The organism is Kitasatospora sp. NPDC057936 (assembly GCF_042887525.1).
In the GTDB taxonomy this organism is placed as follows: Bacteria; Actinomycetota; Actinomycetes; order Streptomycetales; family Streptomycetaceae; genus Kitasatospora.
The window spans coordinates 13,082-39,091 of record NZ_JBHVPD010000090.1; the positions used below are offsets into that span (position 1 = coordinate 13,082).

Here is a 26,010-nt window from a genome sequence, read left to right on the forward strand (position 1 = left end):
GCCCGCAGGCTACGTCGGGCGCCTACTGCCCCGTCCGGCCCGCCGCGTCGCGCTCGGCGAACACCTCGCGGGCGGCCGCGATCCCGTTGAGCGCGGCCGGGAAGCCCGCGTAGACGGCCATCTGGGTGATCGTCTCGACCGCCTCCTGCCGGGTGCCGCCGACGTTGAGGAGGCCGTGCAGGTGGACCCGCAGCTGCGGTCCTGCGGTGCCGAGCGCGGTGCAGGCGGCCACGGTGGCTGCGCTGGCTGGGCGCAAGTTATGGCGGCCACGGCGGTGAGCTTGCTCATGTTACCGAGCTCGCCCTGGGGCCGCGCAGTAGGTGTCGGAGGGCGTCACGGACGCACGTACACCGAGGCCATGAAGTCCAGGATTTGGGCATCCGTGAGGCGTGAGCCTCCACGATGGGCCACTGCAAGATCGGCTTCGCTGATCATGCCAACCAGTTTGCCGTTGTCGATCACCGGGACTCGGCGAATCTGGTATTGCTCCATCCTCCTCAGAACCATCTCGATCTGGTCGTCTGCGTGAACGGCGTGCGCCGCTCCGGCCGCCTCGGCGGTTGTCATCGTCGAGGGATCTTTCCCTAGAGCGACGCATTTGATGATGATGTCACGCTCGGTGATAATCGCTTGGAGGCGTCCACTGGAGTCGCAGACGGGCAGGGCGCTCACGCCCTTCTCCGCCATCATCTCGGCAGCCTCGGAGAGCGTCGCCGTTTCGGCAATGCACGCAGAGCGACTGTGCATGATGTCGCGAGCGGTCATGCTCCTACCCCTGGGTGCCGTCGCTTCGCGGTCCGAATCCTGGCGATGCGCCTCCGTGGGGGCCGTACCGCGGGACGGGAATCGCTCTCGAAGATCATCGATCTGCCTCTCGCTCGGCGCCCCCACGTCGGCGTTCTCGGCCATGGCACGGGAAAGCTCATCCACCACTTTCTGATCGATGTCAGGGCGGTTGGCAACCAGCAGGTCACGCATGATCTCTTGATTCGATCGCTTGCCACGGTCTTTCATGCACTTCACCTTCCCTGACGATCAAGGCGGAAACCTCACGTTACCTTGGGTAGCCACAGAATCCGTCCTTGGCATCGAGCCAGAGGCTCTCCTGCGCCGCCCACTCGGCCAGCTCAAGCTTCCGCGCTTTCGACTTTCCCTCCATGTCACTGGACTCCTTTAAGAAGTGCAGGACAGTTAGCCGCCAGTGCTCACTCGCCTCCGGCCAGTCACCGCCGTGCACCTTCACGAAGTCGGTCGCAAACAGTCTGCCGTCCCCACCGCCTCTGTGTACATCCGCCAAGGTCCTCATGGTCCACCCTCGTGCAGGCTAGGTGCATTCTCGTGTAGCTCCCGAGCGACCTTGCCGGTCGGATTCTCGTGGCGGTCACTGATCTGCCTGCTAACGATGTAGCCGACTACGCCGGCGATGAAGGCCGGTACAACGAGCCAGCCCAGGACGGACAGCGGCCAGGTGACGGCTGGCCATCCTGCATTCCTGGCGGAGCTCCGGCCAACGAGGATCTCCCAGGCATCGCCAAAGCCGATCACGAATCCAGAGATCATAAAAGGAATTAAGACGATCAGGATCCATTTCCAAGACTTGAACAAAAGCCAGTACGGAAGCCTGTCCATAAGGGCTTCCTTCTCGTCCTTCCAGCACCTCAGACTCGCCAGCCGTGATCTGCTGTCAGTAGTAAGGGGAGGAGGTTCCCCAGGTGCCATATCGTCCACCTCCTGGACATCGCCCACGCACGTCTAGATCTCGACCCCACGCGTGGCACGTGGCCCCTGATATCAGTCTGAACCTCTTATCGGCTCCGCCTCGGGATTCGGGCGAGCGCGCCCAGCTTCGAGCCGCACAGAACCTTCGGAAGGGATCCCCCGCCACGCCAGATTCGATACCTCACCTGAGGCCGTGGAGTTGGCCGCTGTCACCCAGCAGGGCCATGGGTACGCAGTGGCAGCCAACTGCGGTCGAACTCAGGCGCGCCACCAAACATCACGGATTCAAGATCTGGCCTTGCCTCGACTGCCTGCCTTGGCATGTAGAGGCCGTCCGCGACGACGGCAGAATCTTCGTCCGAGGGGGGCGAGCTGTAGACTGCTTGGCTCTCCAGGAACTGGTGAATGGGCAGCCGAACCGGCGTCTCCATGCCGCTGCAGGTACGTGATCGGCCTCAGTAGCTCCAGGTGGAGCCGGTGCCGCGGTACTCCTCGACCGGGATCGGGTGCACGTCGGAGCGCATGCGGTCGGTGTAGAGCATGCCGTCGAGGTGGTCGATCTCGTGGGCGATGAGGCGGGCGAGGCCGAACGCGTACGGCACCGTGGTCACGGTGCCATCGAGGGCTGCGGCGGTGACGTCCATCCGCAGGGGTCGCGGGACCATGCCGCGGACGTCGAAGAAGCTGAGGCAGCCCTCGTACTGTTCGTCGGTCTCGTCGGAGACGGCGGTGACCTTCGGGTTGAGCAGGATGATCGGCTCCGCGCCGGGGGTGGGTGGCAGGACGATCGCGGCGGCGCGGGGGATTCCGATCTGCGGGGCGGCGAGGCCCATGCCCTTGGCGAAGGAGTGCACGCGGCCGATCCGGTCGACGGCGGTGAACAGTTCGTCGATCACGGCCTGCGCGGTGGCCCGTTCGGTCGGTAGGTCGAAGGGCTCCGCCTGCCGGTTGAGGATGGGGGTGCCCTGCTGGATGACGCCGAGGGACTGCATCTGCTGGCTGGGCCGCACCTCGATCACCTGGTCTCCTTGGTCTGTTGCTGGTTGTTGGCGGTGGCGCGGAAGCGCCATTCGAGGCGGAAGCGGGCGTGCAGCGGCGGGCTGTCGGTGGCCCAGGCGAAGTGCCGGCGCTCGCCGTCGTCGTGGCGGCTGACGGCGGTGCGGAGCGGCACGGCCTCGGCGGTCATGGAGGTCTCGGTGCCCCACACCACCGGGTCGAGGGCGGCGGGGAAGTCGAGGCGTACGGCGAGGTGTTCGGTGGGCAGGCGGACGGCGCGCTGGAACCAGTGGCCCCACTTGTCGGCGCCGACGCTGTAGGCGTACTCGATCCAGGTGGCGTCGCCCGGGTAGAGCGGGAAGCGGCCGTGCTCGTTGTCGAACAGGAGCCAGACCTCCTTGAACGCGTCGCGGTCGTGCTTGGCCTGCCACCGCATGTCCTCGCCCTGGCACGAGGCACTGAGCGCCAGTTCGTCCCAGGTCAGTGGGTGCTCACGGTAGTGGGCGTTGGAGCGCTCGGGTTCGCCGGGGTAGCGGTCGACGGCGATGCGGATGAGGTAGCGGGTGACGGGCTCGGTGCCGGTGTTCCGTAGCCGACGGCGCATGGTCAACCGGTAGGTGCATCCGTCGAATTGGAGCGCGGCTTCGTCGTGCTCGACCACAAGTGCGGAGCCGGAGGCGTACGGCTGCTCGGAACGGCGCGGCGCCGGCGGTGTGGTCGGTGTGCGGCTGCGGGAGCGGGCGGCGTCGTAGTCGAGCCAGCGCCGCCAGATGGCTTTCCCGGCGTTGAGGGTCTCGTCGGCGAGGCGGGCGAACTCCTCGGTGGGCTTGTGGCGGCCGGACTCGATGTGGCTGACGTACGAGGGGTCGAAGCCCATCTTCCCGGCCAGCCCGCGCTTGGAGAGGCCGCGCACCTCCCGCCAGTGGGCGACTTCGGCGGCGAACGCCTCCATGGCCTGGTCGACCGCGTCGTGGTCGGCCCTCGTCTCCATCCGCTCCGCCCCCAGTGAGTGATGAATGAACCGTGAGTGACCTTAGCTCACCATCCCGTCACGATCCTGCCTCCGGCTGTCATTACCCCATCGGACGCGAACTTCCAGCGCCCGGCCGGCACCAGCCGTCCATCTTCCTTTCTGCCGCGAGGAGTTAGCCGTGTACGAGTCCCCGTCCCGCCACCGAGGCCGGCACCGCGATCCCGTCGGCGCGTTCCTCGGTGTCCTGTGGGCGGTCGGCAACGCGGTGGTGATCGTCCTGCTCGGCGTCATCGTGCACAACGACTTCGACACGGCCCGAATCGGTGCTCGCCCGGCCGCCTACCCGGCGCCGAACGACGACACCCGCGCGTAGCGCCCTTCCACCGATCGCCCACCACGGGCTGGACTCCGAACTGGAGCGCACAGCATGGAAACCAGGAACGTGATCGTCCCCGTCCACGACGGACCCATCGACCTCGCCCGCCCGCACTTCGTGGGCATCGGCGGTGCCGGCATGTCGGCGGTCGCCCGCCTGCTGCTGGAGCGCGGCAGCCGGGTCTCCGGCTCCGACACCAGCGACACCGCCGCCCTGCGTGCGTTGGAGGATGCCGGCGCCTGCGTCTTCGTCGGGCACACCGCCGCCAACCTGCCCGCCGACGCCACCGTCCTCGTGTGGTCCAGCGCGGTGACGCCGAGCAACCCCGAGGTCGCCGCCGCCCGCCGCTGCGGCATCCCGGTGGTGCACCGCTCGGACGTGCTCGCCCACCTGATCGCCGGCGCCGAACGGTCCGTCGCCGTCGCCGGCACCCACGGCAAGACCATGACCACCGCCATCCTCAGCGCCGCCCTCGCCCACCTCGACCCGTCGTACTCCATCGGCGGCGCCCCCGTCGGCCGCCCCAACGCCCATCACGGCACCGGCGGCCTCCTGATCGCCGAGGCGGACGAGAGCGACCGCACCGCAGGCCGTTACCACCCGCAGGTCGCCGTCGTCCTGAACGTGGACGACGACCACCCCGAGCAGTACGTCGACCTGAACGACGTCCTCGACACCATCGAGCGCCTGGCCCGCAACAGCTCCGTGCTGGTCGTCTCCGCCGACGACCCGGGAGCCCGGCTGCTGGCCGAGCGCCTTCAGCTCGCCCCCGGCCCGCGCGTGGTGACCGTGGGCGAGAGCCGGGGCGCGGACGTGCGCGTGATGCGCGTCCTGTGGGACGGGCAGGCCAGTCACGTCACCGTGCAGGACACCGACGGGGCCCGGCACCAGTTCATCCTGGCCGTCCCAGGCCGCCACAACGCGATGAACGCCGCCGCCGCGTTCGCCGCCGGCCGCGTGCTCGGAGCCGAGCCCGTCGACCTGGTGGGCGGTATCAACGCCTTCCAGGGCGTCCAGCGCAGGCTCACCATCACCGGTCGGCGCGGCGGGATCACGGTGCTGGACTCCTACGCCCACCACCCGAGCGAGATCACCGCCGACCTGGCCGCCGCCAGGATGCTCACCGAGGGCCGGGTGATCGCGGTGTTCGAGCCGACCGGCTGGACCCGCACCGCCGCCCTCGGCGAGGAGATGGGCCGCCGGCTCGCGGCGGCCGACGAGGTCGTCCTCCTCGACGTGCACGCCACGGTCGAGTCACCGCTGACGGGGGTCAGCACTGCGCCGATCGCCGCGCAGGTCGTCGCCCACGGCGGCCGGGCCCACACCGCGGGAGACGGGCGCGACGTGGCGGACGTGGTGGCCGAGCTGGTCGAGCCCGGCGACTTGGTGATGACGATGGGCACCGGGACGGCCGGTCGCGTCGGACGGGCGGTCCTGCTGCGGCTGGCCGAGACCCCGGTGGCGGTCCCGGCCAGGTAGTCAGCGTGCAGCGTCGGGCTTGGCGAGCCGCATCGCGGTGTCCTCCAGCCCGACGCTGTGGGAGCCCTTGATCAGCACCACGTCTCCGGGCTTGAGGTAGGTCAGCAGCAGGTCGAGAGCGGCGTCCCGGTCCGGCACCAGCGTGCCGTTGACGCCGCCCTCCACCGCCCAGGTGTGCACCAGCCGGGCCTCCCAGTCGCCGACCGCGATCAGGTCGGTGATCCCGCTACGGGCAACGAGGCGGCCCAGCTCCGCGTGGTGGGCCTCGGACTCCTCGCCCAGCTCCCGCATCTCGCCCAGCACCGCCACCGTCCTCCGCCCGCCGCCCGCGATGGCGGTGAGCGCGGACAGGGCGACGGCCATCGAATCGGGGTTCGCATTGAACGCGTCGTTGATCACCGTCACGCCGTCCGTCCGTTCGGTGACGTCCATCCGGCCCGGCGTCAGCTGCCGGGCACCGCTCAGCGCCTCCGCCGCCTGCCGCACGCTCGCGCCCAGGCCGATCGCCACCGCGGCGGCGGCCGTCGCGTTGGACACGTGGTGGGCGCCGTGCAGCCCCAGCTTCACGGGGGCGCTGTCGCCCCGGTACGTGAGGGTGAACGACGGCCGGCCCGCGGCGTCCAGCTCGACATCGAGGGCCCGTACGTCCCCGGCGTGCACCCCGAAGGTCAGGACCGGCGCGACCGTGCGCGGTGCCATCGACATGACGTACGGGTCGTCGGCGTTGAGCACCGCCAGGCCGTCGGCGGGCAGGGCCTCGACGAGTTCGCCCTTCGCGACGGCGATCGACTCCTTCCCGCCGCCGAACTCGCCTACGTGCGCGGTCCCGACGTTCAGCACCAGGCCGACCTTCGGCGGGACGATCCCCGTCAGGTACTTGATGTGCCCGGCGCCGCGCGCCCCCATCTCCAACACCAGCAGCCGGGTGCTCTCGTCCGCCCGGAACACGGTCAGCGGCAGGCCGATCTCACCGTTGAACGACAGCGGCGTGGCCACCGTCGTGTCCATGGTCTGCAGCACCTGGGCCAGCAGGTCCTTGGTGCTGGTCTTCCCGGCCGAGCCGGTCAGCCCGATCACCGTCGGCGCGTTCAGCCGTGCCAGCACCGCGCGGGCCAGGGCGCCCATCGCGTCCTGCACGTCCGGCACCACGACCGCCGGCACCCCGACCGGCCGTACCGCCAGCACCGCCACCGCACCCGCGGCCACGGCGGCCCCAGCGAACTGGTGCCCGTCGGTGTGCTCACCGGGCAGCGCGATGAACAGCGCCCCTGGCTCGACCAGCCGCGAGTCGATCACGCCGGGCCGGTCCACCACCGCGCCCGGGTCGGGGGCGTCGTGCAGGGCACCCCCGACGGCCTCGGCGATCTCTTGCAAGGTCATGGGGACCACGGTGGCTCCACTCCATCGACACCCGCCCCGGCCCGGGGCGTCCTTCCCGTCGACGCTATCGGCTCGCCCGGCCCCTGCCCGAAGTCCCACGCATTCCGAACCAGACTGTGACAAAAGGAAGATGGGCATGTCTGCTGAACGTCGTATCGCGCTCGTCACCGGCGGCCGTTCCGGTGAGCGCGACCGCTCGCTGATCTCCGGCGAGGCCGTCCGCGAGTCACTGGTCCGCCGGCACCTGGCGCACGTCGTGCTCGACCCGACCGACAAGGACTTCACCGACCGCGTCCGCGAGACGGACATGGCCTTCCTGGCCATCGCCGGCCAGTGGGCCGAGGACGGCAAGCTCCAGGGCCTCCTCGACAGCCTCGGCGTCCCGTACACCGGCTCCGGGGTGCCGGCCAGCGCGATGGCGATGCACAAGCCGACCGCGAAGACCGGAAAGCATGGGCTGATGCAGCCGCCCCCGTCCCCGAAGCTGTTGATCGCCATATGCGCAGGCTACGTCGGACGCCTACTGCCCCGTCCGGCCTGCTGCGTCGCGCTCGGCGAACACCTCGCGGGCGGCCGCGATCCCGTTGAGCGCGGCCGGGAAGCCCGCGTAGACGGCCATCTGGGTGATCGTCTCGACCGCCTCCTGCCGGGTGCCGCCGACGTTGAGGAGGCCGTGCAGGTGGACCCGCAGCTGCGGTCCTGCGGTGCCGAGCGCGGTGCAGGCGGCCACGGTGGCCAGTTCACGGGTCTTCAGGTCGAGGGCGGGGCGGGAGTAGACGTCGGCGAAGGCGAAGTCGACGATGTGGTCGGCCAGGGCGGGGGCGATGTCCGCGAGCGCGGCGACGACGCGCTCCCCGGCCTCCCCGTCGACCCGCTCCAGCGCGGCGAGCCCGCGCTCGTGCCGCTCGCGCAGCGTCTCCGCGCCGTCGGCCTCGCTGCGGACGGGGGTGAAGTCGAGCCCCGGCCGGGCGGCGAAGGCGGCCTTCGCGACGGCGATGCCGTTGAGCGCCGCCGGAAAGCCGGCGTAGACGGCCACGTGGAGGACCGTCTCGACGATGGCGGACGGCTCGACGCCGACGTTGAGGGCGCCGTCGATGTGGAAGCGCAGCTGCGGGGCGGCGGTGCCGAGGGCGGTGAGGGCGGCGACGTTGACGAGCTGGCGCTGGGCGAGGGTGAGGCCGGGGCGGGTGTACACGTCGCCGTAGCCGAACTCGACGGTCAGCCGGGCGAGGTCGGGGGCGATGCCGGCGAGGCCGTCCAGGACTCCGGCGCCCTCGGGGCCGGCGACCTCGTGCAGGAGGGCCAGTCCGCGGGCGTGGCGGTCGGTGGACGGGGTGGCGGGAGCGGTCACGGGGGACTCCTTGGGTTTCCAGATTGGCGTTACGAAACGTTTCGTAACGTCGATGAGGCTAGAGCGGTCCCGCGCCGACTGTCAAAACGAAACGTAACGTCACGTCTGGGCTAGACTCCGGACCATGAGCCCCCAGCCGAACCCCGAACGCCGTAGCGAACGCGCCCGCCGTGCCGTCCTGGACGCCGTCTTCGAGGTGGCCGCGGCCAAGGGGTACGGCAAGACCACCATCGAGGCCGTCGCCGCGACCGCGGGCGTCGGCAAGCCGACCATCTACCGCTGGTGGCCCTCCAAGGGCGCGATCGCCCTGGACGCCGTCAACGACCGGATCGGCGACTCGATGGACTTCCCCGACACCGGGGACGTCGCCGCCGACCTCACCGCCCAGCTCACCGCCGTGGCCGCCATGCTCACCGGCGACACCGGCACGCTCTACCGCGGCATCATCGCCGAGGCCCAGAGCGACCCCGCCCTGGCCGCCGCCCTGCGCGCCACCTTCCTCGAACCCCGCATCGAGCGGTGCGTGCGCCGCCTCGACACCGCCGTCGCCGCCGGCCAGCTCCGCGCCGACCTGCCCACCCGCACGATGGTCGACATCCTCTACGCCCCGGTCTACTACCGCGTCCTGCTGGGCGCCGGCCCCGAGGAGACGCTGCGCAGCCCCCTCCTCGTCACGCCGGTCCTGGAAGGCCTGCGCCCGGCCTGACGCCTGCCCACTAGAGTGGCGGAATGGCCCGATTCGTCCTGACTCGTCGTTGCCCGCTGCCGCCGCAGGAATGCTGGGCGCGGCTCACCGACTGGCCCCGGCACGGGGACCGGGTGCCGCTCACGCGTGTGCGGGCCGTGCGGGGCGGCGGGCGGGAGACCGGGGACGTCGTCCTGGCGCGAACCGGGCTGGGGCCGCTGGGTTTTGACGACCCGATGGAGATCGTCGCATTGGATGCCCCCGGGGACGGTCTGCCCGGGCTGTGTCGGCTGGAGAAACGCGGGCGCGTGGTGCGCGGCCACGCCGAGCTGCGGGTGCGCGTGACGGGGGCGGGCAGCGAGGCCGTGTGGGAGGAGGAGCTGCGGATCGCCGGCCTGCCCCGCCTGTTCGACCCGCTGGTGGCCGCCGCCGGGCGGGCCGTGTTCGGGCGGGTGCTGGACCACCTGCTCGCCCCGGCCACGGGGTGAGGCGTCCCGGCCCCACCGCGCGCGTGCCCGTGCGGCGTTGAACCGCTGGGACGACATCCGCCCGGGCCGCCGCGCGGCGGGGTTCCGGCCCGTGACGGGACGTGTAGAAACGGCTGCACCTGGCCGGGCGGCGGACGCTTCGCGGTCGCCGCCCGAAGCCCCAAGCCACTCCTCGCTCAAGGAGACCCGGACGCATGCTGAGAATCACCGCCGACGTCTACTCCGGCCGGCCCGACCCCGTCGCGGACATCACCGATGAGGCGCAGGCACGCGCGGCTCTTCGGGATCTGACGCGGGACCGGACGCTGTTCACCGGCTCCCGGCCCTCCGAACCGCTGACGGGCGGTCTGGGCCTGCGCGGGTTCTGGCTGGAGACCTTCGACGACGGGCTCGCGCGCGACTTCGACGTGGACTCGCGCCTCTACGTCCCGGTGGGACCGCAGGCGCCCGCCGGGCGCGTCGCGGAGGTCGCCGAGCGGCTGATCACCATCGCGGACTGGAGCCAGGCCCCCGACACGTTCGCCGGAGCGACGCCGCCGCTCGACGCGTCCTTCCGGGAGTTCCTGCTCGGGCAGCTGTCGGGCAGCAGCGGGATCTCCGCGCAGGACGGGGTCGAGCCGGCCGGCGGCGCGCGCGAGGAGCGCCCCGCGGTCACCTGCACGATCGAGCTCGGGGCGTTCAACCCCGGGTTCTGGAACAACGACCCGACCGTCCAGGCCGGCAACAACTGCTACAACTACGCCAGCAACTGGCGCACGAACACCTTCGCGCAGCCCGGTCGCGGCTGCGGCAGCATGTACACGCGGATCGACTGCGGCGAGATGACCCGCGCGGCGCTGTGCGACGGCATGCACCACCGGTTCGACTGCTTCCCCGACGGTGAGAAGCCGCGCTTCCTCGTCGCCCTGGTCGTCATCCCCGGCGGCGGCGACTTCCACTGGTACCGCAAGCAGAAGGAGGGCTTCTGGGGCCACAAGCCGGGCGGGACGGCGGCCCGCAACTACGACAACAGCGGGAACGTGATCTACGACCCGGAGACGGCCGACCGCGGGCCCTACACGATCTTCTGCGGCTACTTTTACGGGTGCAACAGCCAGCGGCAGAGGATCCGCTGAAGGACGGTCACCGGTGATCGTCGAGGTGGACCTCTACAGCGGGCGGCCCAACCCCCGCTTCCCCCTGGAGCCCGCCGCGGCAGGCGAGTTGGCGCGCCGGATCGAGGCGCTGGCACCTGCGGCCGGAGGCGGGCGGCCGCGCGACGGGCTCGGTTACCGGGGACTGCGGGTGCGGACCGGCCCGGACGACGACGACGCCGCCGAGATCGTCGTGTCCGGCGGACTGGTGACCCTGCACGGCCCGGACGGGCCGCCGCGCCGCCTGGAGGACGCGGGGCGAGAGCTGGAGCGGTGGCTGCTTGACGTGGGCACCGGGAGGCTGGACCCCGAGGTCCTCGCGACGGTCCGTCAGGACCTCGCGCGATAGCGGCGGGGCGGGATATCCGGGAAAAAGAGGGCCATGGTCCCTTCCGGATCACCCGTCCCGCCCTTCGGATCGGCCATCGGACGGCCACAACCATCCGTACAGAGAGGATGGTTGTGCCCTCGCGCGAACGCGGCCGGAAATAGCGGGTGGCGATCGTCACATGCCCATGAGGCCCGGTCGCTTTGCGTAATGCGATAGTCTCCGACGGTGATTGGCGCGCTCGCGTCACGTAGCGGCACTCCCCTGACCTGGGAGAAGTCCGCGAAGTAGCCATGGGCACATCGGGTCCAGGCGTGCATGAAGGTCGTCGCGGGGTGATGTCGAATCACCTCGCGTGATTTTACGTGCCTTTAATCACCCGGACCCGCGCTGGAAAGAAAGAAGGGTGTCGTGAACAAGACTCGGTTAGAAGCCATCGGGGCCTACCTCCCCACGACGGTGATGAGCACCGGGGAACTCCTCGGCCGCCTGGAGAAGGCGCCGGAGTTCGACCTCGTGAAGATCACCGGGACGACGGAGCGGCGGGTGGCGGACGACACCGCGCACGACCCCGAGGACAGCCTGACGATGGCCGTGGCCGCCGCCCGGGACTGCCTGGAACGCTCCCGCCACGCGCCGGACGGCATCGACGCCGTGATCTCCTGCTCCATCAGCCGCATGGCCGACGGCGGACGCCTGCAGTTCGAGCCCTCCTTCGCGCACCGCATCGCCGAGGAGATCGGCGCGCACGACGCCCTGCGCTTCGACGTCTCCAACGCCTGTGCCGGCATGATGACCGGCGTCCTCCTGCTGGACCGGATGATCCGCGCCGGCACGGTGCGCAACGGCCTGGTCCTGAGCGGGGAGCAGATCACCCCCATCGCCTTCACCGCCGCGCGCGAGATGGAGGACAGCAGGGACCCCCAGTTCGCGTCGATGTCCGTCGGGGACTCCGCCGTCGCGCTGGTGATGGACCGCGCGACCGACGACCGCGACGTGATCCACGACATCGAGCTGATGACGTGTTCGGAGTACTCGCACCTGTGCCTCGGCATGCCCAGCGACGGCACCGGCGGCATGGCCATGTACACCAACAACAAGGAGATGCACGCCGAGGACCGGCTCTCGCTGTGGCCGGCCTTCCACGGGGACAAACTCGCCGAACAGGGGCGTCAATTCGCCGACGAAGGCTACGACTTCGTCATCCAGCACCAGGTCGGCACCCGGTTCGTGGACTTCATGAACGCCACCGGCGCGAGCCGCTTCGGCGCGCCCATGCCGCCGTCCCTGTCGGTCGTCGACCGGCTGGCGAACACCGCCACCACCTCGCACTACCTGGTGCTGCACCAGGCGCTCGCCGAGGGCCGCATACCCGGGGGGTCGAAGGTGCTGATGGTGCCCGCCGCCTCGGGTGTCGTGACCGGCTTCCTGTCCGCGACCGTCTCCTCCCTGGAGGTGTGACCCCATGGCCACCGTCATAACCTCGGCCGCGCTCGCCCCGGCCGACGGCTCCGGCAGCTCCATCGGCCACGCGGCCGCGGCCGGCCGCGCCTGCCTGGAGCGGGCCGGGCTCGCCTCCGCCGACGTCGACGTCCTGATCAACGTCGGCGTCTACCGCGACTCCAACATCGTCGAGCCGTCCGTCGCCGCGCTCATCCAGAAGCGCCTGGGCATCAACCTCGACTACCTGCGCTCCCCCGAGCGGCGGGCCGCGTTCTCCTTCGACCTCATGAACGGGGCCTGCGGCGTGCTCAACGCCGTCCAGGCGGCCGACGCCCTGCTCGCCACCGGCGGCGCCCGCCGGGTCATGGTGGTCTGCGCCGACACCCACCCGTCGTCGGACGCCTCCCGCGCCGGCACGCCCGCCTTCCCGTACGCGAGCACCGGGGCGGCCCTGCTGCTCGAACGCACCGACGACGGACGCGGCTTCGGCCGGGTGCACCACCGCTCCCTGCCCGGCGGGCACGGGGTCAACGGCTACCTGCCGCTGCCCGACGTCGGCGCCAGCGGGCGCAGCAGCATCGTCGTGGAGCGCGACGGCGACGCCCTGGACCGGATGCTCGACCTCGCCGCCGACGCCGTGCGCACCGTCCTGAGCGCCGAGGACGGCACCGGGGACGGCACCGAGGACGGCCGCGCGCGCCTCGCCCTCGACCGCACCCTGCTCGTCACCTCGCAGCCCTCCCCCGGGTTCGCCGCGCGCCTGGCCAAGCGCCTGGGCCTGGCCGCCGACGCCGCCGTCACCGTCGAGGGCGTCCACGGCGACCCGCACACCTCCGCGCTCGTCCACGGCTACCTCCAGGCCCTGGACACCGGCCGGCTCGCCGGACACGACCAGGTGCTCTTCCTCGCCGTCGGCGCCGGGCTCACCTCGGCGGCCTCGCTCTACCGCCTGACCGCCCCCGGCACGGACGGCGTCGACGGCAGCAGCAGCGGCAGCGGCAGCGGCAGCGGCAGCGACGGTACCGGTACCGGCAGCGGCGACGGGGGGACCGTCCGATGACGCCCGCCCCCTCCCTCCCCCGCGAGCAACACGCCTACCCCGCACGGCTGTTCGCCGACCACGCCGCCCGCACCCCCGATACGGCCGCGCTCGTCCACCCCGACGCGGACCGCACCGAAGCGGACGGCCGCGCCGCCTACACCACCGTCGGCTACGCCGAACTCGCCGCCACCGTCGCGGCCTGCGCCGCCGGCCTGGAGGCGCACGGCATCCGCCGCGGCACCCGCACGGCCCTGCTGGTACCGCCCGGCGGCGACCTGCTGACGCTCGTCCTCGCCATGCTGCACGTGGGCGCCGTCCCCGTCGTCGTGGACCCCGGCATGGGCCTGGAGCGCATGCTCGACTGCCTGCGGCGCGTGCGCGTGGAGGCCTTCATCGGCGTCCCGAAGGCCCAGGTGCTGCGCCGGCTGCGCCCGCGCGCCTTCGCCGGCGTGCGCAGCTCCGTCACGGTGGGCGGCCCGGACGGCACCGCGCTGCGCAGGCTGATCGCCGCCGGCGCCGGCCGGACCCCGCTGGCCCCCGCGCTCACCGGCCCGGACGACCTCGCGCTCATCGGCTACACCACCGGCAGCACCGGTCCGGCCAAGCCGGTCGAGGTCACCGCCGGCATGCTGCTGGCGATGGCGCGGGGCAGTGAGGAGGCCCACTTCACGGACGACGAACGGACCACCCTGGTCACCATGCCGCTCATGGGCGTGTTCGACCTGGTGGCCGGGCGGACCGTGGTCGTGCCGAGGATGGACATGGCCCGGGTCGGCGCCGCCGACCCCGCGTCGCTGGCCGACGCCGTGCGGCGCTTCGGGGTGGACGCGATGTTCGCCTCCCCCGCGCTGCTGGCCCCGCTCGCCGCCCACCTGGCCGCGACCGGCGCCCCGGTGCCCTCGCTGCGCCTGGTCATCTCCGGCGGCGCCCCGGTGAGCCCCGCGCTGCTGGCCGGGCTGCGCGCCGTCCTGCCCGGCGAGGCACGCGTGTTCAGCACCTACGGGGCGACCGAGGCCCTGCCCATGGCGCTGCTGGAGAGCCGCGAGGCCCTGGCCGCGGGGAGCGCCGCCGGGACCGCGGACGGGAGCACCGGCTCACCGGCCGCGGGGCCGGCCGCCGGACTCGGCGTCTGCCTGGGCCGCCCGGCGCCGGGCATGGCGGTGCGCACCGTCGCGATCGGCGACGACCCGCTGCCCCGCTGGACGCCCGGCCTGGCCGTGCCGCCCGGCGAGATGGGCGAGATCGTGGTGAGCGGACGGGCCGTCAGCCCCCGCTACTTCCGCGCGGAGCGGGCCGACGCCGACCACAAGATCCAGGACGGTGACACCCGCTGGCACCGCACCGGTGACGTCGGATGGATCGACGAGCAGGGCCGGATCTGGTTCTGCGGGCGCAAGAGCCAGCGGGTGCGGACCCCCGAGGGCGACCTGCACACGGTGCGCTGCGAGGGTGTCTTCAACGCCCACCCGCGGGTGCGGCGCACCGCGCTGGTCGGCGTCGGGCCGCGCGGGCGCCGGCGGCCGGTGCTGTGCGTGGAGCTGGCGCCGGGCACCGGCCGGGAGCAGTGGCCGCGCATCGAGGAGGAGCTGCGCGCCCTCGGGGCGGACCACCCGATGACGAAGCCCGTCGCGGACTTCCTGGTGCACCCGGCGTTCCCGGTCGACGTGCGCCACAACGCCAAGATCCGCCGGGAGCTGCTGGCCGGCTGGGCCGGGGACCGGCTCACCGGCGGCCGGCGCCCCAGCGCCGCGGACCTGGCGCTGCGCGCGGTGCCGCTGGCCGGCTGGGCGTACCTGGCCGCGTGGCCGCTGCTGCCCTGGGAGCACCCGGTGCTCACCGCGCTGTGGTGGGTGGACGCCTTCCTGAGCGTCGTCGTCCACGCGGCGCAGATACCGGCCGCGCTGCGGGCCGAGCAGGAACGCGCCACCGCCCGCAGGCCGTCGGCCACCGCCGCCCTCACGATGCTCTTCGGGGCGACGTGGTGGCGCCGGGCCCGCGCCGGCGCGAAGGGCGGCGCGTCGTGAAGGTCCTGGTGACGGGCGCGTCCGGATTCCTGGGCAGCCACATCGTCGACGCCTGCCTGCGAGCCGGCGACGAGGTCCGCGTGCTGGTGCGCGAGGGCAGCGACCTCGGCCACCTGCGCACCGTGGCGGGCGTCGAGTTCGCCTTCGGCGACCTGCGGGACCAGGCCTCGCTCAGGGCGGCGGCGGACGGCGTCGACGCGGTGCACCACAGCGCCGCCCGGGTCACCGACCGGGGCACCCGGGCCCGGTTCTACGCCGAGAACGTCGACGGCACCCGGCGGCTGATGACCGCCGCCCGCGACGCCGGGGCCCGGCGGTTCGTCTTCATCGGCAGCCCCAGCGCGCTGATGGGCGTGCGCGACGGCGACCGGCTCGGCATCGACGAGAGCGAGCCCTACCCGCGGCGCTTCCTCAACCTGTACTCGGAGACCAAGGCCGCCGCCGAACGCCTCGTCCTGGCCGCCGACCGGCCGGACTTCACCACCGTCGCACTGCGCCCGCGCGCCGTGTGGGGCCCGCGCGACCACTCCGGGTTCATGCCGCGCCTGCTGGCGAAGATGATGGCCGGGCGCCTGCCCGACCTCTCCGGCGGCCGGCCCGTCCTCGCCTCGCTGTGCCACTGCGACAACGCCGCCGCGGCGAGCGTGCGCGCCGCCCGGGCCCCCGGGGTGGGCGGCCGGGCCTATTTCGTCGCGGACCCGGAGCCGGTGGAGGTGTGGAGCACCCTGGCCGCCCTCGCCGAGCGCTTCGGCGGCACGCCCCCGACCCGGCGGGTCCCCCTCCCGGTGCTGAAGGCCGCCGCCTTCGCCGCGGACCTGCTCTGGAAGCTGCCCCCGCTCGCCGAACGCACCTCCCCGCCCCTGTCCCGCTACTCGCTGGCCCTGCTGACCCGGTCCGCCACGTACGACACCTCGGCGGCGCGCCGCGACCTGGGCGCGCCGGTGGTGGACCACGCGACCGGGATGGCCCGGCTGGCCGCCTGGATCGAGGAGATCGGCGGCGTCGACGAGTTCACCAGGAAGGTGAAGCCTTGACCGTGCACCACTCCACCTCCGGCTTCCGGCGGCCCGTCTCGCCCACCGAGTGGTCCTACCTCGCCGCCGCGCGCCTCGGCGAGCTGATGGTGATCCAGCTCGTGGTCGAGGGCGCCGGGCGGATCGACGCCCGGGCACTGGCCGGGGCCGTGGCACGGGCCTCGCGGGCCTGCCCCGGCTCCCGGGTCGTGCGGCGCGGGCGGACGTGGCACGACGGCGGGGTGCCGGCCCGGGTCGTGGCCGTCGACGCGCCCGCCTTCGACCGCGCCGCGCTGACCGGACTGCCCGAGCTGACCGGCCACCTGGCGCAGGCCGAGGACTCCCCGGCCTGCGAGGTGCTGCTCCTCACCGGGGAAGCCACCGGAGAACCCGCCGGGAAAGCCGCCGGAGAACCCGCCGTCGAGCCGACCACCGTCGTCTTCCGCGCCGCGCACGCGGTGATGGACCTCAAGGGCCTGCAGACCTGGGCCGCCGAGGTCTTCCGCGCCCTGCGGGGCGAGCCCGCGCAGGACGCCGCGGACCCGCTGACCGACCACCGGCTGCTGGCCGCGCTCGGCCGCAGCGGGCAGCGCCCCCGCCTCGGGCTCGACCAGCGCTCGCCGCTGGGCGGCCCGGCGGGCCCGGTCGCCGTGTGGCGCCGGCGGACCGTGCCGGGCCGGGCCCCGGCGGCGGCCGCACGGGTCTCGGCGGCGCTCGCCGGGGCCGTCGGCGCCCCGGCCCGGATCATGGTGCCGGTCGACCTGCGCCGGCACGTGCGGGCCGCGTCCGCCACGGCCAACCTCACCCTGCCCGTGTTCCTCGACGTGCCGCCCGGCCAGGACCCGGACACCGTCCACCGGCGGCTGCTGGACGCCCTCGCCGAGCGGCGGGAACTGGCCACCGGCACCGAGGCGGCGCTCGCCCGGCTCCCGCTGCCGGCGGCCGCCGCCCTCGTCCGCGCCTCCAGGGCCGCGGAACTGGCCCGGCACCGCCACCTCGCCTCGGCGATCGTCTCGCACGCCGGCCGGCTGGACCCCGCGGAGTTCGGCACCGAAGCCTTCACCGCGACGACCGCCTACGCGCTGCCCGTCCACGCGCCCCTGGTGCCGTTCAGCGTCGTGCTGCTCGAACTGCCCGGCCACACCGAGCTGGTGGTCTCCGCCCGGGGCGCCGCGGACGTGGGCGAGCGCTGCGACGCGCTGATCGACCGCATCGCCGAGGCGCTCACGACCGGCGAACCGGCCACTGCTCCACGGCAGTTGCAACCGGGCGCCGCCGAACGGCTCCTCGCCCCGGGCCCCGAGGGGCTGCCGCCGCTGGACACCACCGTCGTCCAACTGTTCCGCGCACAGGCCGCCCGCTCCCCACAGGCCACCGCCGTGACCGGCGACTGCGCGCACTGGCCGTACGACGAACTCGACCGGCGCTCGGACGCCGTCTGCGCCGCACTGCTCGCGCGGGGCGTGCGGCGCGGCGAGGTCGTCGGGGTCCTCGCCGACCGCACGGCGTACGGGCTCGCGGGCGTGTGGGGCGTCCTCAAGGCGGGCGCGGCGTTCCTGCCCGTCGACGTCCGCAACCCGGCGCGCCGCGTCGCGGAGCTGCTGGGCGACGCGCGGGCCCGGTACTGCCTCGCGGAGGCCGCCTGGGCGGGCCTCGCCGAGGACTTCGACGGAACGTCGATTCCCTTGGAGAGCACGGCAGACAGCCCGATCGACGACCAGGCGCGCGAGACGGTCGCCGCCGCCGCGCCGGGCCCGGACGACCTCGCCTACGTCATCTACACCTCCGGCTCCACCGGCCGCCCCAAGGGCGTGCAGGTCGAGCACCGGAGCCTGGTCAACGCCGTCGGCTGGCTGGCCCCGCTCATGCGCTGCGACGAACGCACCCGCGCCGCCTACTCCTTCTCCCCCGGCTTCGACCTGTCCCTGATGCAGATCTTCCCGCCGCTGCTGCACGGCGGCGCGGTCGTGCCGGTGCCCGGCGAGCTCGACCACCTCAAGCTCCGCGACATGTACGAGGGCCGGCTCGCCAACACCCTGTCGCTCACCCCCACCCACCTCGGCCTCGCCGCCCGCCTCGGCATCCGCCCGGCCGGCATCCGCGCCCTGCAGCTCGGCGGGGAGAACCTCACCGCGGCCACCGCCCGCCGGGCGCGCGAGGACTTCGGCCCGCACTGCCTCATCGTCAACGCCTACGGCCCCACCGAGGCCACGCTCGCCTGCACCGTCGCCGTCGTCGAGGACGGCATCACCCGCGGCTCGGCGCCGATCGGCGTCCCCGTGCACCGCACCGGCGTGAGCGTGCTGGACGACCAGCGGCGCGAAGTCCCCGACGGCCGGACCGGCGAGCTCTACGTCACCGGCGCACAGCTCGCCCGCGGCTACCTCGGCCGCCCCGACCTCACCGCCGAACGCTTCGTCCGCCTGCCCGACGGCCGCCGCGCCTACCGGACCGGCGACCTCGTGCTGCGCCTGCCCGACGGGCAGCTGGAGTACGCGGGCCGCGTCGACGACCAGGTGAAGATCCGCGGCCACCGGGTGGAACCCGCCGAGGTCGAAACGGCGCTGACCGCACTGGCGGACATCGCCCAGGCCGCCGTGGTCGCCCGCGGCCGGACCGGGGACGTGCGGGCCCTGTGCGCGTTCGTCGTCCTCGCCCGGGACGCCCGCGCCGCCGCCTTCGACGAGGGCGCCGTCCGGGCCGAGCTCGCCCGGACGCTGCCCCCGCACCTGGTGCCCACGGTGGTGCGCGTCCTGCCCGCGCTGCCGGAGACCGCCAGCGGCAAGACCGACCGCAAGGCGCTGCCGGACCCCTTCGGCGACGCCACCGCACCGGCAGGGCCGGGCGACGACCGGGGCGTGGCGGCCGTGACCGCGCGGATCTGGTCGCGCGTCCTGCGCTGCGAGGCCGCGGCCCTCGACGACTCGTCCGACTTCCACGCGCTGGGCGGCGATTCGCTCGCCGTGCTGGAGATGCTGTCGGCCCTCGGCGAGGAACTGCTCGGCGGGCAGCTGCCCGGCGGCTCGGCCGAACGGCGGCTGCTGGACCGGCTCGGACCGCTCAGCGACGGGCTCACCCTGGGCCGCGTCGTCACCGCCGTCGACACCGTACGGAGCGAGGCATGATCTTCGTCGGCGAGGGCGCGCTGCTGTGGCGCGCCGTACGGCACACCCTGGACAGCGGGCTGCCGGTGGACCTGGTCTGCGGCCCGGCCGCGGACGGCGGCGCGGCACCGCCCGGCGTCCGCCACCTCGCCGCCACGGACGTCAACACGGTCGCGGACGAGCTGGCGGCGGCCTGCACGGACGGGCTGGTCTGGTCGGTCAACAACCGGATGATCTTCCGCGCCCCGGTGCTGTCCACCGGCCTGCGCGTCCTCAACGTCCACCACGGCCCCCTCCCGGCCTACCGCGGGATGCCCGAAGTCGCCCTGGTGTACGCCATGCTGGACGGCGAGACGGAGTTCGCCGCCACGCTCCACCGCGTCGACGAGGGCATCGACACCGGCCCCGTCCTGGCCCGCGAGCCCTACCCGATCGGCGCCGAGGAGCCGTACCACGTGGTGATGCGCCGGGGCCTGCAGGTCTGCCACCGGCTCTTCGAACGGTGCCTGCCGCTCGCCGCGGCCGACCCCGACTGGCCCGGCGACCCCGGTGCCTCCGTGGGGGCGGGGGACGGCGGCTACTACGGCCGCACGGCACTGGCCCGCCTCCCCCTTTGGCGTGAGCATCCTGAGTACGCCCGCGCCACCGACCTGGGCTTCCTCGCCGGCTACCTCCCCGAACTCGCCGAAGCCCTGGGCTGACGGCCGGGCCGTGCATCCGGCGGGCGGCCCGGACGGGGCGTCAGTGTGCCCCGCCGGCGGGTGTGGGCGGATTCGGCGGCGCGGCGGCGGGCGGGTGAGTACGGTAGGGGTCAGGGGAGGAACGTGCTGATGACGGTGGACACTTGTACCGCGAAGGGTCGCCGGGCGGCTGCGGCTGCGGTGCTCGCCCTGGGGGTGGCGGGCGTGCTCGCGGGGTGTTCCTCGGGCGGCGGCTCGACGGGCGCTCAGGCCGCTCCTTCGGCGAGTGCTCCGGCGAGTGTCCCGGTTCAGGCCGCACCGGCCCCCGTCACTGGCGCTCCGAGCGCTCCGGCGGCCACGGTCGCCACCGGCGCGAAGCCCGTCGGCAGCCGTCCCGCCGACCCGTGCTCGGTCCTGACGAACGACCAGGTCACCCGGGCCCTGGCCGCCTCGGTCCCGCTCCGCGCGGAGGGCGCGTCGACCGAGGTGGCGTGGGGCTGCACCTGGGGCTCCCGTCAGTCCTTCGTGAGCGTCAAGGAGCTGGACGCGACCCGGTTCACGGCCGTGACCACCAACAACCGGTCCACCTCGTCCCCGGTGCCCGGGGTCGGGGACGACGCCGTCCTGCTCAAGAACAAGGAGGACGGCGGGATGCCGAAGGTCGTCTTCACCCTCGCCGGCCACCACTACAGCATCGAGGCCGTGGCCGACCGCCGCGAGCTCGGCGCCGCCAACGCCGCCCAGGAGGCCGCCGTCGAACAGCAGCTGGCCGCCACCGCGGCCAAGGCGCTGGCGGGCTGACCGGCCCTCACTCCTCTTCCTCCTCCTCGGCCCTGGACAGGGCGTCGGCGATCAGGCGGGTGGCGAAGTCGTGGTCACCGCCGGACATCCGGTTGACGTGCTCGGCGAGCAGGGCGACCATCGCCTCCAGCGGGTTCATCTCGGCGTCCGTCCACGGCCCGTACTGCGCGCGCCAGAGGTTGGGGCTCAGGCCGCTGCCCGCGGCGATCAGCAGGCCCGCCATGGTGGGGATGACCTCGGGACTGAACGTCCTCGGCATCATCCGCATCGTCGACACGAGGGTCGGCACGATGTGTTCGACGACGTCCTTGTCGTGCTCCTCGCAGACCGTCCGCATCCAGCTCATGTACATGTACACGAGCGTGCACGCGCCGTCCAGCAGCTCGGCGAACTCTGCGGGGCCCAGCGACGCGGCGAACTCGTCGAGCATGCGCTGGCGTTCGGGGTCCGCCCCGGTCCGGCCGTCGTAGATCGCCTTGAGCCGGGAGTCGATCACCATGAGCGCCGTGCTCACGTCACCGACGGGCGCGAACTGGGGGTCACAGGGCGAGGGCGACGATGACACGGGACTCCTTGTGCAAGGGCCAGGACCGGTGCGCGGCAGGACAGTTCGTAGGGTAGGCGGACCGCCCGGGTCCGGTCCGGCGAACCACCGCTCCCCCGGCGCGGGGCTCGCGGCGCGCGCCGGGCGTGCGGGCCGGGGAGCCGGGTCAGCCGGCCGTGTGCTGCCGCACCGCCTCGATGAACCCCCCGGTGGACGGCCCGGACAGGGGGCGGCCGTAGCTGTCCGCGATCTGGTCCAGGGCGGTGAGCCCGGCCGTCCAGCCGTGCCGGTCGAGCCAGTGGTGGGTGTCGGGGCCCAGGCCGCCGCGCCACAGGCCGGTGACGTGGGCGAGCGCCGGGTCGTGCGGGGTGCGGCTCACGTCCCGGCCCCGCTCCAGCAGCAGCCGGCTGCCCGGGGCCGCCAGGGCGGCGACGGCCGTGAACAGGCCGGCCGCCTCCTCGGCCGTGAAGTAGACCAGCAGTCCCTCCGCGAGCCACGCCGAGCGCCGCGCCGGGTCGAAGCCGGCCGCGACCAGGCGCTCGGGCCAGCGCGGGTCCAGCAGGTCGGCCGGCAGGGCGGTGCGGTGGCCGACGGGTACGGCGCCCGCGTCGTCCAGGACCGTCTGCTTGAAGTCCAGCACCGGGTCCAGGTCGAGCTCGAACACCCGGGTGCCGGCCGGCCAGTCGAGCCGGTAGGCGCGCGTGTCGAGGCCCGCCGCGAGCAGCACGACCTGCTCCGCCCCGTCCGCGGCGGCCGCGAGGAGACGGTCGTCGTAGAAGCGGGTGCGCAGGATGCCGTGCGCGACCAGGCCCTTGGCCAGCCCGCTGAGCCCGGGACGGGAGGCGGCCGCCTCCATTCCGGCGGCGGTGACGAACGCGGTGGCGTACGGGTCGACGAACAGCGCGTCGGGCCGGGCGCTCTCGTAGGCGCGCACCCTGGCGACGGACAGCGCGGTGCGGGACACCGGGCTCAGGGCCTGGGGAGTATCGGAGGTCATGCCGTGCAATCTAGCCGCCCGCCCGGAGCCGCTCCGGGGCCTTTTCGGCCCCGGCGGTGTCCCGATTGCGGGTGAACGGGCGCGGCGTGTCGGCCCGGTAACGCAGCGGATGCCCGGCGGGCCGCTAGGACAGGTGGATGCGCCTTCCGTCCCTGGCCGCGCTCCCCGCGGCGGCCGTGCTCCTCATGCTCCCCGGCACCGCCCACGGGCTCGCCCCCGTGGCGGCCGCGGAACCGTCGGTCTCCCGCCCGTCTCCTCTCGCCGCGCCGCTGCCGGAGTACCGGTTCACCGGCGCCGGGTTCGACGCCTGCACGGCCCCGCCGCTGGAGGCCCTGTCCGTGTGGCGCACCGCCTCGCCGTACGGCGCGGTGAACATCTACAGCAGCGGTCGCCAGCGCCGCTGCGCGCAGCCGCGGCTGACGCCGCAGTGGGTCACCGAGGCCCGCGCGATGGGCTGGAAGCTGGTGCCCACGCACGTCGGGCTCCAGGCGCCGTGCGCCGAACGCGCGGACAAGCCGCTGCGGATCGATCCGGCCCGGGCCGAGGAACAGGGCGGGCAGGAAGCCGACGAGGCCGCGGCGGCCCTGCGGACACTGGGCCTGGGCGCCGGCAGCCCCGTCTACCTCGACATGGAGGCCTACCCCGCCGACGACGCCGAGTGCAGCCGCGCGGTCGTCGACTTCACCGTCGGCTGGACCGAGGCCCTGCACGCCGCCGGCTACCGGTCCGGCTTCTACTCCAGCCTGAACTCCGGCATCGCCGACATCGTCGACGCCGCCCGCAGCGGCCGCGCCCCCCTGCCCGACGCCCTCTGGTACGCCCGCTGGGACCGCAACCCCACGACCACCGGCCTGCCCGACGACCTGTGGACCGGCCACCACCGCATCCACCAGTACCGCGGCAGCGCCGACGAGACCTACGGCGGCGTGACCCTCAGCATCGACCCCGACCAGCTCGACGGCCCGGTGGCGGGCGGCTTCCGGGGTGAGGACGGCTGAGAAAACCCGGTCGCTACCGCGCTGGGGAACGGACGACACTGGCCGGATGGATACCCGTCGTCCCTGCCCCTGCTGCGGCCACCTCGTCTTCGACGCCGAGGACGGCTGGCCCGGCTCGTTCGCGGTCTGCCCGGTCTGCTTCTGGGAGGACGACCGGGTGCAGATCCGGTGGCCGTTCACCCCGGGCGGCGCGAACCGGGTCTCGCTCGTCGAGGCGCAGCGGAACTTCCGCGCCTACGGGGCCTGTGACCAGCGGGAGCGGCACTTCGTGCGCCCGGCGGCCGAGGACGAGCCGCTCGACGCCGCCTGGCGGCCGGTCGACCCGCTGACGGACCGGTTCGAGGAGTGGGACGGCGGGCGCGGGCGGCCCTGGCCGGAGGACAGGTCGGTGCTGTGCTGGTGGCTCCCGTCGTTCTGGGGCTGTCCGGAGGAGCCCGATGCGCCGCCGGCCCGGCGGGTGGTCATCGACGTGGGTCCGGTGCGCGACGTGCGGGGCCTGCACGCCGTCCTGAAGCGGGAGCTCGGGTTCCCGTCGTTCTACGGTATGGACTGGGACGCGTTCTGGGACGCGGTCACCGGGCTCGTCGTGATGCCGCGTGAGCTGGTCTTCACGGGGTGGGCGGAGCTCGAAGGCACCACCCCCGTGGGTGCCTCCGAGCTGCGCCGGCTGCTCGGGCGGTTCGGGACGACATCGCCGGGCTTCAGCGTCTCGTACCGCCCGTAGGTTCCTGGTCAGTTGGCCGGTTCGGCCTCCGGCTTGTCGACGATGGCCGTGGTGAGGATGGCTGAGGCGTAGTCGTAGCCCTTGCCGTTGCCGGCGCCCGGGGACGGGGTGCCGGCGGGCGGGAGGCCGTCGGGGCCGGCGGGCGGGAGGTCGGAGAGGAGGACCTCGTGCACGCCGAGGAAGGCGCCGGTGGTCTTGTCGAAGACCAGGGCCACGCGCATGGTGCCGTTGGTGCCGACCACCGCGACGCCGTGGCGGCCGGCCGCGTCCGCCTCGTCGGCGACGACGGCCGTGCCGGGGATCTTCGCGGCCGCCTCCATGAGCGCGGCGGCGACGGCGGGCGGTGCCGCGATGTTCTGGAAGATCATCTGGACGTCCCCGAAGGCGAACTGGTTGTACAGCTTCGGCGTCATCGGCATGCCCGCCACCATCTTGGAGCGGTCGGCGGAGAGCAGTTGCTTCAGGAGCTGTTGCGGGTCGGTGGGCAGGGAGGCGACGAACTCGTAGGTCGGGGCGGAGAAGCCCGCCGTTCGCGGGGCCCCGGAGGCGGTCGAGAGCATGGCGGGCCAGTCGGTCCGTCCGCCGCCCATCGTCGGATCCAGGATCAGGCCCTGGGACCTGCCGTCGACCGACATCCACGACTTGCGCTCGTGCTTGGTCTCGCGGGCGCCGTCCTGGATCTCGCGCCGGTAGACGAACTGGGCGCCCTTGGCGCCGGGGTCGGGGCTGCTCGCGGCGGCCTTCGCGGCGCGGGCGAGCAGGCCCGCGGGGTCGGTCGGCTCCGGGAGCGGGGTGGCGGTGGGGCTGGCACTGGGGCTGGGGGCGGACGAGGCCGACGGGGCCGGGGCCGCCGGGGCGGCGTCGCCGTGGTGGCGGTCCGGGACGGCCAGGGTGACGGCCGCCAGCGCGCCGACCGCCAGCGGGGAGGCGACCAGCCACACCAGCCTGCGCCGCGGCTTCGGTGCCTTCGTCTCGGCGGCGATCTCACTCATCAGGTGCTCCTTCAGAAACCGTTGGCGGTCGGCGGGGAGCAGCTCGGGCGAGTTGTTCGGCGAGTTGTTCATCGGATTTCCTCCTGCAACTCCTGCAACTCCTGCGACTCCCGCAGCGACCGGGCGGCTTCGAAGCCGCCGACCCGTACCTGTCCGGTGGCGGGAGCGGGTTCCCGGCGGTTTGCCGGCTCGTTGAGTTCGGTCTCGGCGAGGGTGCGCAGCCGGGTGCGTGCCCGGGACAGGCGCGAGCGGACGGTGCCGACCGGGACGCCGAGGGCCTCGGCCGCCGACGCGTAGTCGAGCCCGACCCACACGCAGAGGCGGAACACTTCGCGTTCGGACCGGCGTAGTTCTGGCAACGCGCGTCGTACGGCGGCGAGTTGGGCGCTGTCGTCGATGCGGGAGACGAGTTCGTCGGCGAAGTCCGGCACGGCCTCGCGTTCGGCGAGGCGGGCCATCGCGGCGCGGTGGCGGCGGGCGGCCCGGGCGGTGTTGCGCAGGACGTTGGTGGCGATGCCGAAGATCCAGGGGCGCAGGTCGTCGTCACCGTCGTGCAGTTTGGCGCGCAGGCGCCAGGCCTCCAGGAAGGTCAGCGACACCGCGTCCTCGGCGGCCGCCCAGTCTCCGAGGGTGCGCAGCGCGTAGCCGTACACGGCTTGGGCGTGTGCGTCGAAGACCTCGCCGAGCGCGGCCTGGTCGCCGGCGCGCAGGCGCGCTCGTTGTGACAGTTCCATGTCCCT

26 protein-coding genes are annotated in these 26,010 nt (G+C 73.4%); 15 read left to right on the forward strand and 11 right to left on the reverse strand.

Annotation, left to right across the window (positions count from 1 at the left end; translation table 11 throughout):
* Positions 1–22: 22 nt before the first annotated feature.
* From ACFVU9_RS34905 to ACFVU9_RS34925, 5 genes are all read right to left on the reverse strand, one after another.
* Positions 23–232, reverse strand: coding sequence for a carboxymuconolactone decarboxylase family protein (locus ACFVU9_RS34905; RefSeq protein WP_387600486.1), 210 nt, complete (start codon positions 230–232; stop codon positions 23–25).
* A gap of 101 nt (positions 233–333) precedes the next feature.
* A complete protein-coding gene (locus ACFVU9_RS34910; RefSeq protein WP_387600489.1) occupies positions 334–1,014 on the reverse strand; it encodes a CBS domain-containing protein in 681 nt (226 codons plus the stop codon).
* A 288-nt stretch (positions 1,015–1,302) separates the two neighbouring features.
* Positions 1,303–1,629 carry a DUF6313 family protein gene (locus tag ACFVU9_RS34915; RefSeq protein WP_387600492.1) on the reverse strand — a complete coding sequence of 109 codons (327 nt, stop codon included), beginning with the start codon at positions 1,627–1,629 and terminating at the stop codon, positions 1,303–1,305.
* 545 nt (positions 1,630–2,174) lie between these two features.
* Positions 2,175–2,738: a peptide deformylase gene (locus ACFVU9_RS34920; protein WP_387600495.1), complete on the reverse strand. Its 564-nt coding sequence runs from the start codon at positions 2,736–2,738 to the stop codon at positions 2,175–2,177.
* Positions 2,735–3,706: a helix-turn-helix domain-containing protein gene (locus ACFVU9_RS34925; RefSeq protein ID WP_387600498.1), complete on the reverse strand. Its 972-nt coding sequence runs from the start codon at positions 3,704–3,706 to the stop codon at positions 2,735–2,737. The genes ACFVU9_RS34920 and ACFVU9_RS34925 overlap by 4 nt, the downstream gene beginning before the upstream one ends.
* Before the next feature lie 160 nt (positions 3,707–3,866).
* Here ACFVU9_RS34925 and ACFVU9_RS34930 point away from each other — a divergent pair, with 160 nt between their 5' ends.
* Together ACFVU9_RS34930 and murC are read left to right on the forward strand one after the other, a co-directional pair.
* Positions 3,867–4,061 carry a hypothetical protein gene (locus tag ACFVU9_RS34930; RefSeq protein WP_387600501.1) on the forward strand — a complete coding sequence of 65 codons (195 nt, stop codon included), beginning with the start codon at positions 3,867–3,869 and terminating at the stop codon, positions 4,059–4,061.
* A 54-nt stretch (positions 4,062–4,115) separates the two neighbouring features.
* Complete coding sequence (gene murC / locus ACFVU9_RS34935; RefSeq protein ID WP_387600504.1) at positions 4,116–5,543, forward strand: UDP-N-acetylmuramate--L-alanine ligase; 1,428 nt, start codon at positions 4,116–4,118, stop codon at positions 5,541–5,543.
* Here murC and murF read toward each other — a convergent pair whose 3' ends face one another.
* On the reverse strand, positions 5,544–6,932 hold the full coding sequence (murF, locus tag ACFVU9_RS34940) for a UDP-N-acetylmuramoyl-tripeptide--D-alanyl-D-alanine ligase (RefSeq protein WP_387600507.1): 1,389 nt from the start codon (positions 6,930–6,932) through the stop codon (positions 5,544–5,546).
* A 511-nt stretch (positions 6,933–7,443) separates the two neighbouring features.
* Positions 7,444–8,274: a carboxymuconolactone decarboxylase family protein gene (locus ACFVU9_RS34945; RefSeq protein ID WP_387600510.1), complete on the reverse strand. Its 831-nt coding sequence runs from the start codon at positions 8,272–8,274 to the stop codon at positions 7,444–7,446.
* Between the two features lie 124 nt (positions 8,275–8,398).
* Here ACFVU9_RS34945 and ACFVU9_RS34950 point away from each other — a divergent pair, with 124 nt between their 5' ends.
* From ACFVU9_RS34950 to ACFVU9_RS35000, 11 genes are all read left to right on the forward strand, one after another.
* Positions 8,399–8,980, forward strand: a complete 582-nt coding sequence (locus tag ACFVU9_RS34950; protein WP_380495899.1) for a TetR/AcrR family transcriptional regulator — start codon at positions 8,399–8,401, stop codon at positions 8,978–8,980.
* A gap of 23 nt (positions 8,981–9,003) precedes the next feature.
* Entirely contained in the window at positions 9,004–9,447 is a 444-nt protein-coding gene (locus tag ACFVU9_RS34955; RefSeq protein WP_387600513.1) for an SRPBCC family protein, read from the forward strand.
* Positions 9,448–9,641: 194 nt separating this feature from the next.
* Entirely contained in the window at positions 9,642–10,562 is a 921-nt protein-coding gene (locus tag ACFVU9_RS34960; protein WP_387600516.1) for a hypothetical protein, read from the forward strand.
* 13 nt (positions 10,563–10,575) lie between these two features.
* Complete coding sequence (locus ACFVU9_RS34965) at positions 10,576–10,929, forward strand: hypothetical protein (protein WP_387600518.1); 354 nt, start codon at positions 10,576–10,578, stop codon at positions 10,927–10,929.
* A 390-nt stretch (positions 10,930–11,319) separates the two neighbouring features.
* Complete coding sequence (locus ACFVU9_RS34970; RefSeq protein ID WP_387600521.1) at positions 11,320–12,369, forward strand: 3-oxoacyl-ACP synthase III family protein; 1,050 nt, start codon at positions 11,320–11,322, stop codon at positions 12,367–12,369.
* A gap of 4 nt (positions 12,370–12,373) precedes the next feature.
* Positions 12,374–13,411 carry a hypothetical protein gene (locus ACFVU9_RS34975; protein WP_387600523.1) on the forward strand — a complete coding sequence of 346 codons (1,038 nt, stop codon included), beginning with the start codon at positions 12,374–12,376 and terminating at the stop codon, positions 13,409–13,411.
* The gene (locus ACFVU9_RS34980) at positions 13,408–15,417 is read left to right on the forward strand and encodes a fatty acid CoA ligase family protein (RefSeq protein WP_387600526.1); all 2,010 of its coding nucleotides are present in this window, start codon (positions 13,408–13,410) and stop codon (positions 15,415–15,417) included. Before ACFVU9_RS34975 ends, ACFVU9_RS34980 begins: the two co-directional genes overlap by 4 nt.
* Positions 15,414–16,451, forward strand: coding sequence for an NAD-dependent epimerase/dehydratase family protein (locus ACFVU9_RS34985; protein WP_387600529.1), 1,038 nt, complete (start codon positions 15,414–15,416; stop codon positions 16,449–16,451). The genes ACFVU9_RS34980 and ACFVU9_RS34985 overlap by 4 nt, the downstream gene beginning before the upstream one ends.
* 2 nt (positions 16,452–16,453) lie before the next feature.
* Positions 16,454–19,555, forward strand: coding sequence for a non-ribosomal peptide synthetase (locus ACFVU9_RS34990; RefSeq protein WP_387600566.1), 3,102 nt, complete (start codon positions 16,454–16,456; stop codon positions 19,553–19,555).
* The gene (locus ACFVU9_RS34995; protein WP_387600532.1) at positions 19,552–20,235 is read left to right on the forward strand and encodes a formyltransferase family protein; all 684 of its coding nucleotides are present in this window, start codon (positions 19,552–19,554) and stop codon (positions 20,233–20,235) included. Before ACFVU9_RS34990 ends, ACFVU9_RS34995 begins: the two co-directional genes overlap by 4 nt.
* Positions 20,236–20,364: 129 nt before the next feature.
* On the forward strand, positions 20,365–21,015 hold the full coding sequence (locus ACFVU9_RS35000; protein WP_387600535.1) for a hypothetical protein: 651 nt from the start codon (positions 20,365–20,367) through the stop codon (positions 21,013–21,015).
* Positions 21,016–21,022: 7 nt separating this feature from the next.
* Here ACFVU9_RS35000 and ACFVU9_RS35005 read toward each other — a convergent pair whose 3' ends face one another.
* A complete protein-coding gene (locus ACFVU9_RS35005; RefSeq protein ID WP_380440464.1) occupies positions 21,023–21,514 on the reverse strand; it encodes a hypothetical protein in 492 nt (163 codons plus the stop codon).
* A gap of 211 nt (positions 21,515–21,725) precedes the next feature.
* Positions 21,726–22,556 carry an SAM-dependent methyltransferase gene (locus ACFVU9_RS35010; protein ID WP_387600537.1) on the reverse strand — a complete coding sequence of 277 codons (831 nt, stop codon included), beginning with the start codon at positions 22,554–22,556 and terminating at the stop codon, positions 21,726–21,728.
* 137 nt (positions 22,557–22,693) lie between these two features.
* Between ACFVU9_RS35010 and ACFVU9_RS35015 the strand changes: the two genes are divergently transcribed.
* Both ACFVU9_RS35015 and ACFVU9_RS35020 read left to right on the forward strand, forming a co-directional pair.
* The gene (locus ACFVU9_RS35015; RefSeq protein ID WP_387600540.1) at positions 22,694–23,554 is read left to right on the forward strand and encodes a DUF1906 domain-containing protein; all 861 of its coding nucleotides are present in this window, start codon (positions 22,694–22,696) and stop codon (positions 23,552–23,554) included.
* Between the two features lie 46 nt (positions 23,555–23,600).
* A complete protein-coding gene (locus ACFVU9_RS35020) occupies positions 23,601–24,278 on the forward strand; it encodes a CPCC family cysteine-rich protein (RefSeq protein WP_387600542.1) in 678 nt (225 codons plus the stop codon).
* 8 nt (positions 24,279–24,286) lie between these two features.
* On the opposite strand, the gene ACFVU9_RS35025 is transcribed toward ACFVU9_RS35020, so the two are convergent.
* Both ACFVU9_RS35025 and ACFVU9_RS35030 read right to left on the reverse strand, forming a co-directional pair.
* Complete coding sequence (locus ACFVU9_RS35025) at positions 24,287–25,342, reverse strand: CU044_5270 family protein (protein ID WP_387600545.1); 1,056 nt, start codon at positions 25,340–25,342, stop codon at positions 24,287–24,289.
* Complete coding sequence (locus ACFVU9_RS35030; protein WP_387600548.1) at positions 25,339–26,004, reverse strand: RNA polymerase sigma factor; 666 nt, start codon at positions 26,002–26,004, stop codon at positions 25,339–25,341. Before ACFVU9_RS35030 ends, ACFVU9_RS35025 begins: the two co-directional genes overlap by 4 nt.
* Positions 26,005–26,010: the final 6 nt, after the last annotated feature.

Bases quoted from the DNA above. Each gene is read 5' to 3' on its own strand.
- ACFVU9_RS34910 (WP_387600489.1), bottom strand. From the start codon at position 1,014: ATGAAAGACCGTGGCAAGCGATCGAATCAAGAGATCATGCGTGACCTG.
- ACFVU9_RS34915 (WP_387600492.1), bottom strand. From the start codon at position 1,629: ATGGACAGGCTTCCGTACTGGCTTTTGTTCAAGTCTTGGAAATGGATC.
- ACFVU9_RS34925 (WP_387600498.1), bottom strand. From the start codon at position 3,706: ATGGAGACGAGGGCCGACCACGACGCGGTCGACCAGGCCATGGAGGCG.
- murC (WP_387600504.1), top strand. From the start codon at position 4,116: ATGGAAACCAGGAACGTGATCGTCCCCGTCCACGACGGACCCATCGAC.
- ACFVU9_RS34950 (WP_380495899.1), top strand. From the start codon at position 8,399: ATGAGCCCCCAGCCGAACCCCGAACGCCGTAGCGAACGCGCCCGCCGT.
- ACFVU9_RS34955 (WP_387600513.1), top strand. From the start codon at position 9,004: ATGGCCCGATTCGTCCTGACTCGTCGTTGCCCGCTGCCGCCGCAGGAA.
- ACFVU9_RS34960 (WP_387600516.1), top strand. From the start codon at position 9,642: ATGCTGAGAATCACCGCCGACGTCTACTCCGGCCGGCCCGACCCCGTC.
- ACFVU9_RS34975 (WP_387600523.1), top strand. From the start codon at position 12,374: ATGGCCACCGTCATAACCTCGGCCGCGCTCGCCCCGGCCGACGGCTCC.
- ACFVU9_RS34980 (WP_387600526.1), top strand. From the start codon at position 13,408: ATGACGCCCGCCCCCTCCCTCCCCCGCGAGCAACACGCCTACCCCGCA.
- ACFVU9_RS34995 (WP_387600532.1), top strand. From the start codon at position 19,552: ATGATCTTCGTCGGCGAGGGCGCGCTGCTGTGGCGCGCCGTACGGCAC.
- ACFVU9_RS35000 (WP_387600535.1), top strand. From the start codon at position 20,365: ATGACGGTGGACACTTGTACCGCGAAGGGTCGCCGGGCGGCTGCGGCT.
- ACFVU9_RS35005 (WP_380440464.1), bottom strand. From the start codon at position 21,514: ATGGTGATCGACTCCCGGCTCAAGGCGATCTACGACGGCCGGACCGGG.
- ACFVU9_RS35010 (WP_387600537.1), bottom strand. From the start codon at position 22,556: ATGACCTCCGATACTCCCCAGGCCCTGAGCCCGGTGTCCCGCACCGCG.
- ACFVU9_RS35015 (WP_387600540.1), top strand. From the start codon at position 22,694: ATGCGCCTTCCGTCCCTGGCCGCGCTCCCCGCGGCGGCCGTGCTCCTC.
- ACFVU9_RS35020 (WP_387600542.1), top strand. From the start codon at position 23,601: ATGGATACCCGTCGTCCCTGCCCCTGCTGCGGCCACCTCGTCTTCGAC.
- ACFVU9_RS35025 (WP_387600545.1), bottom strand. From the start codon at position 25,342: ATGAACAACTCGCCGAACAACTCGCCCGAGCTGCTCCCCGCCGACCGC.
- ACFVU9_RS35030 (WP_387600548.1), bottom strand. From the start codon at position 26,004: ATGGAACTGTCACAACGAGCGCGCCTGCGCGCCGGCGACCAGGCCGCG.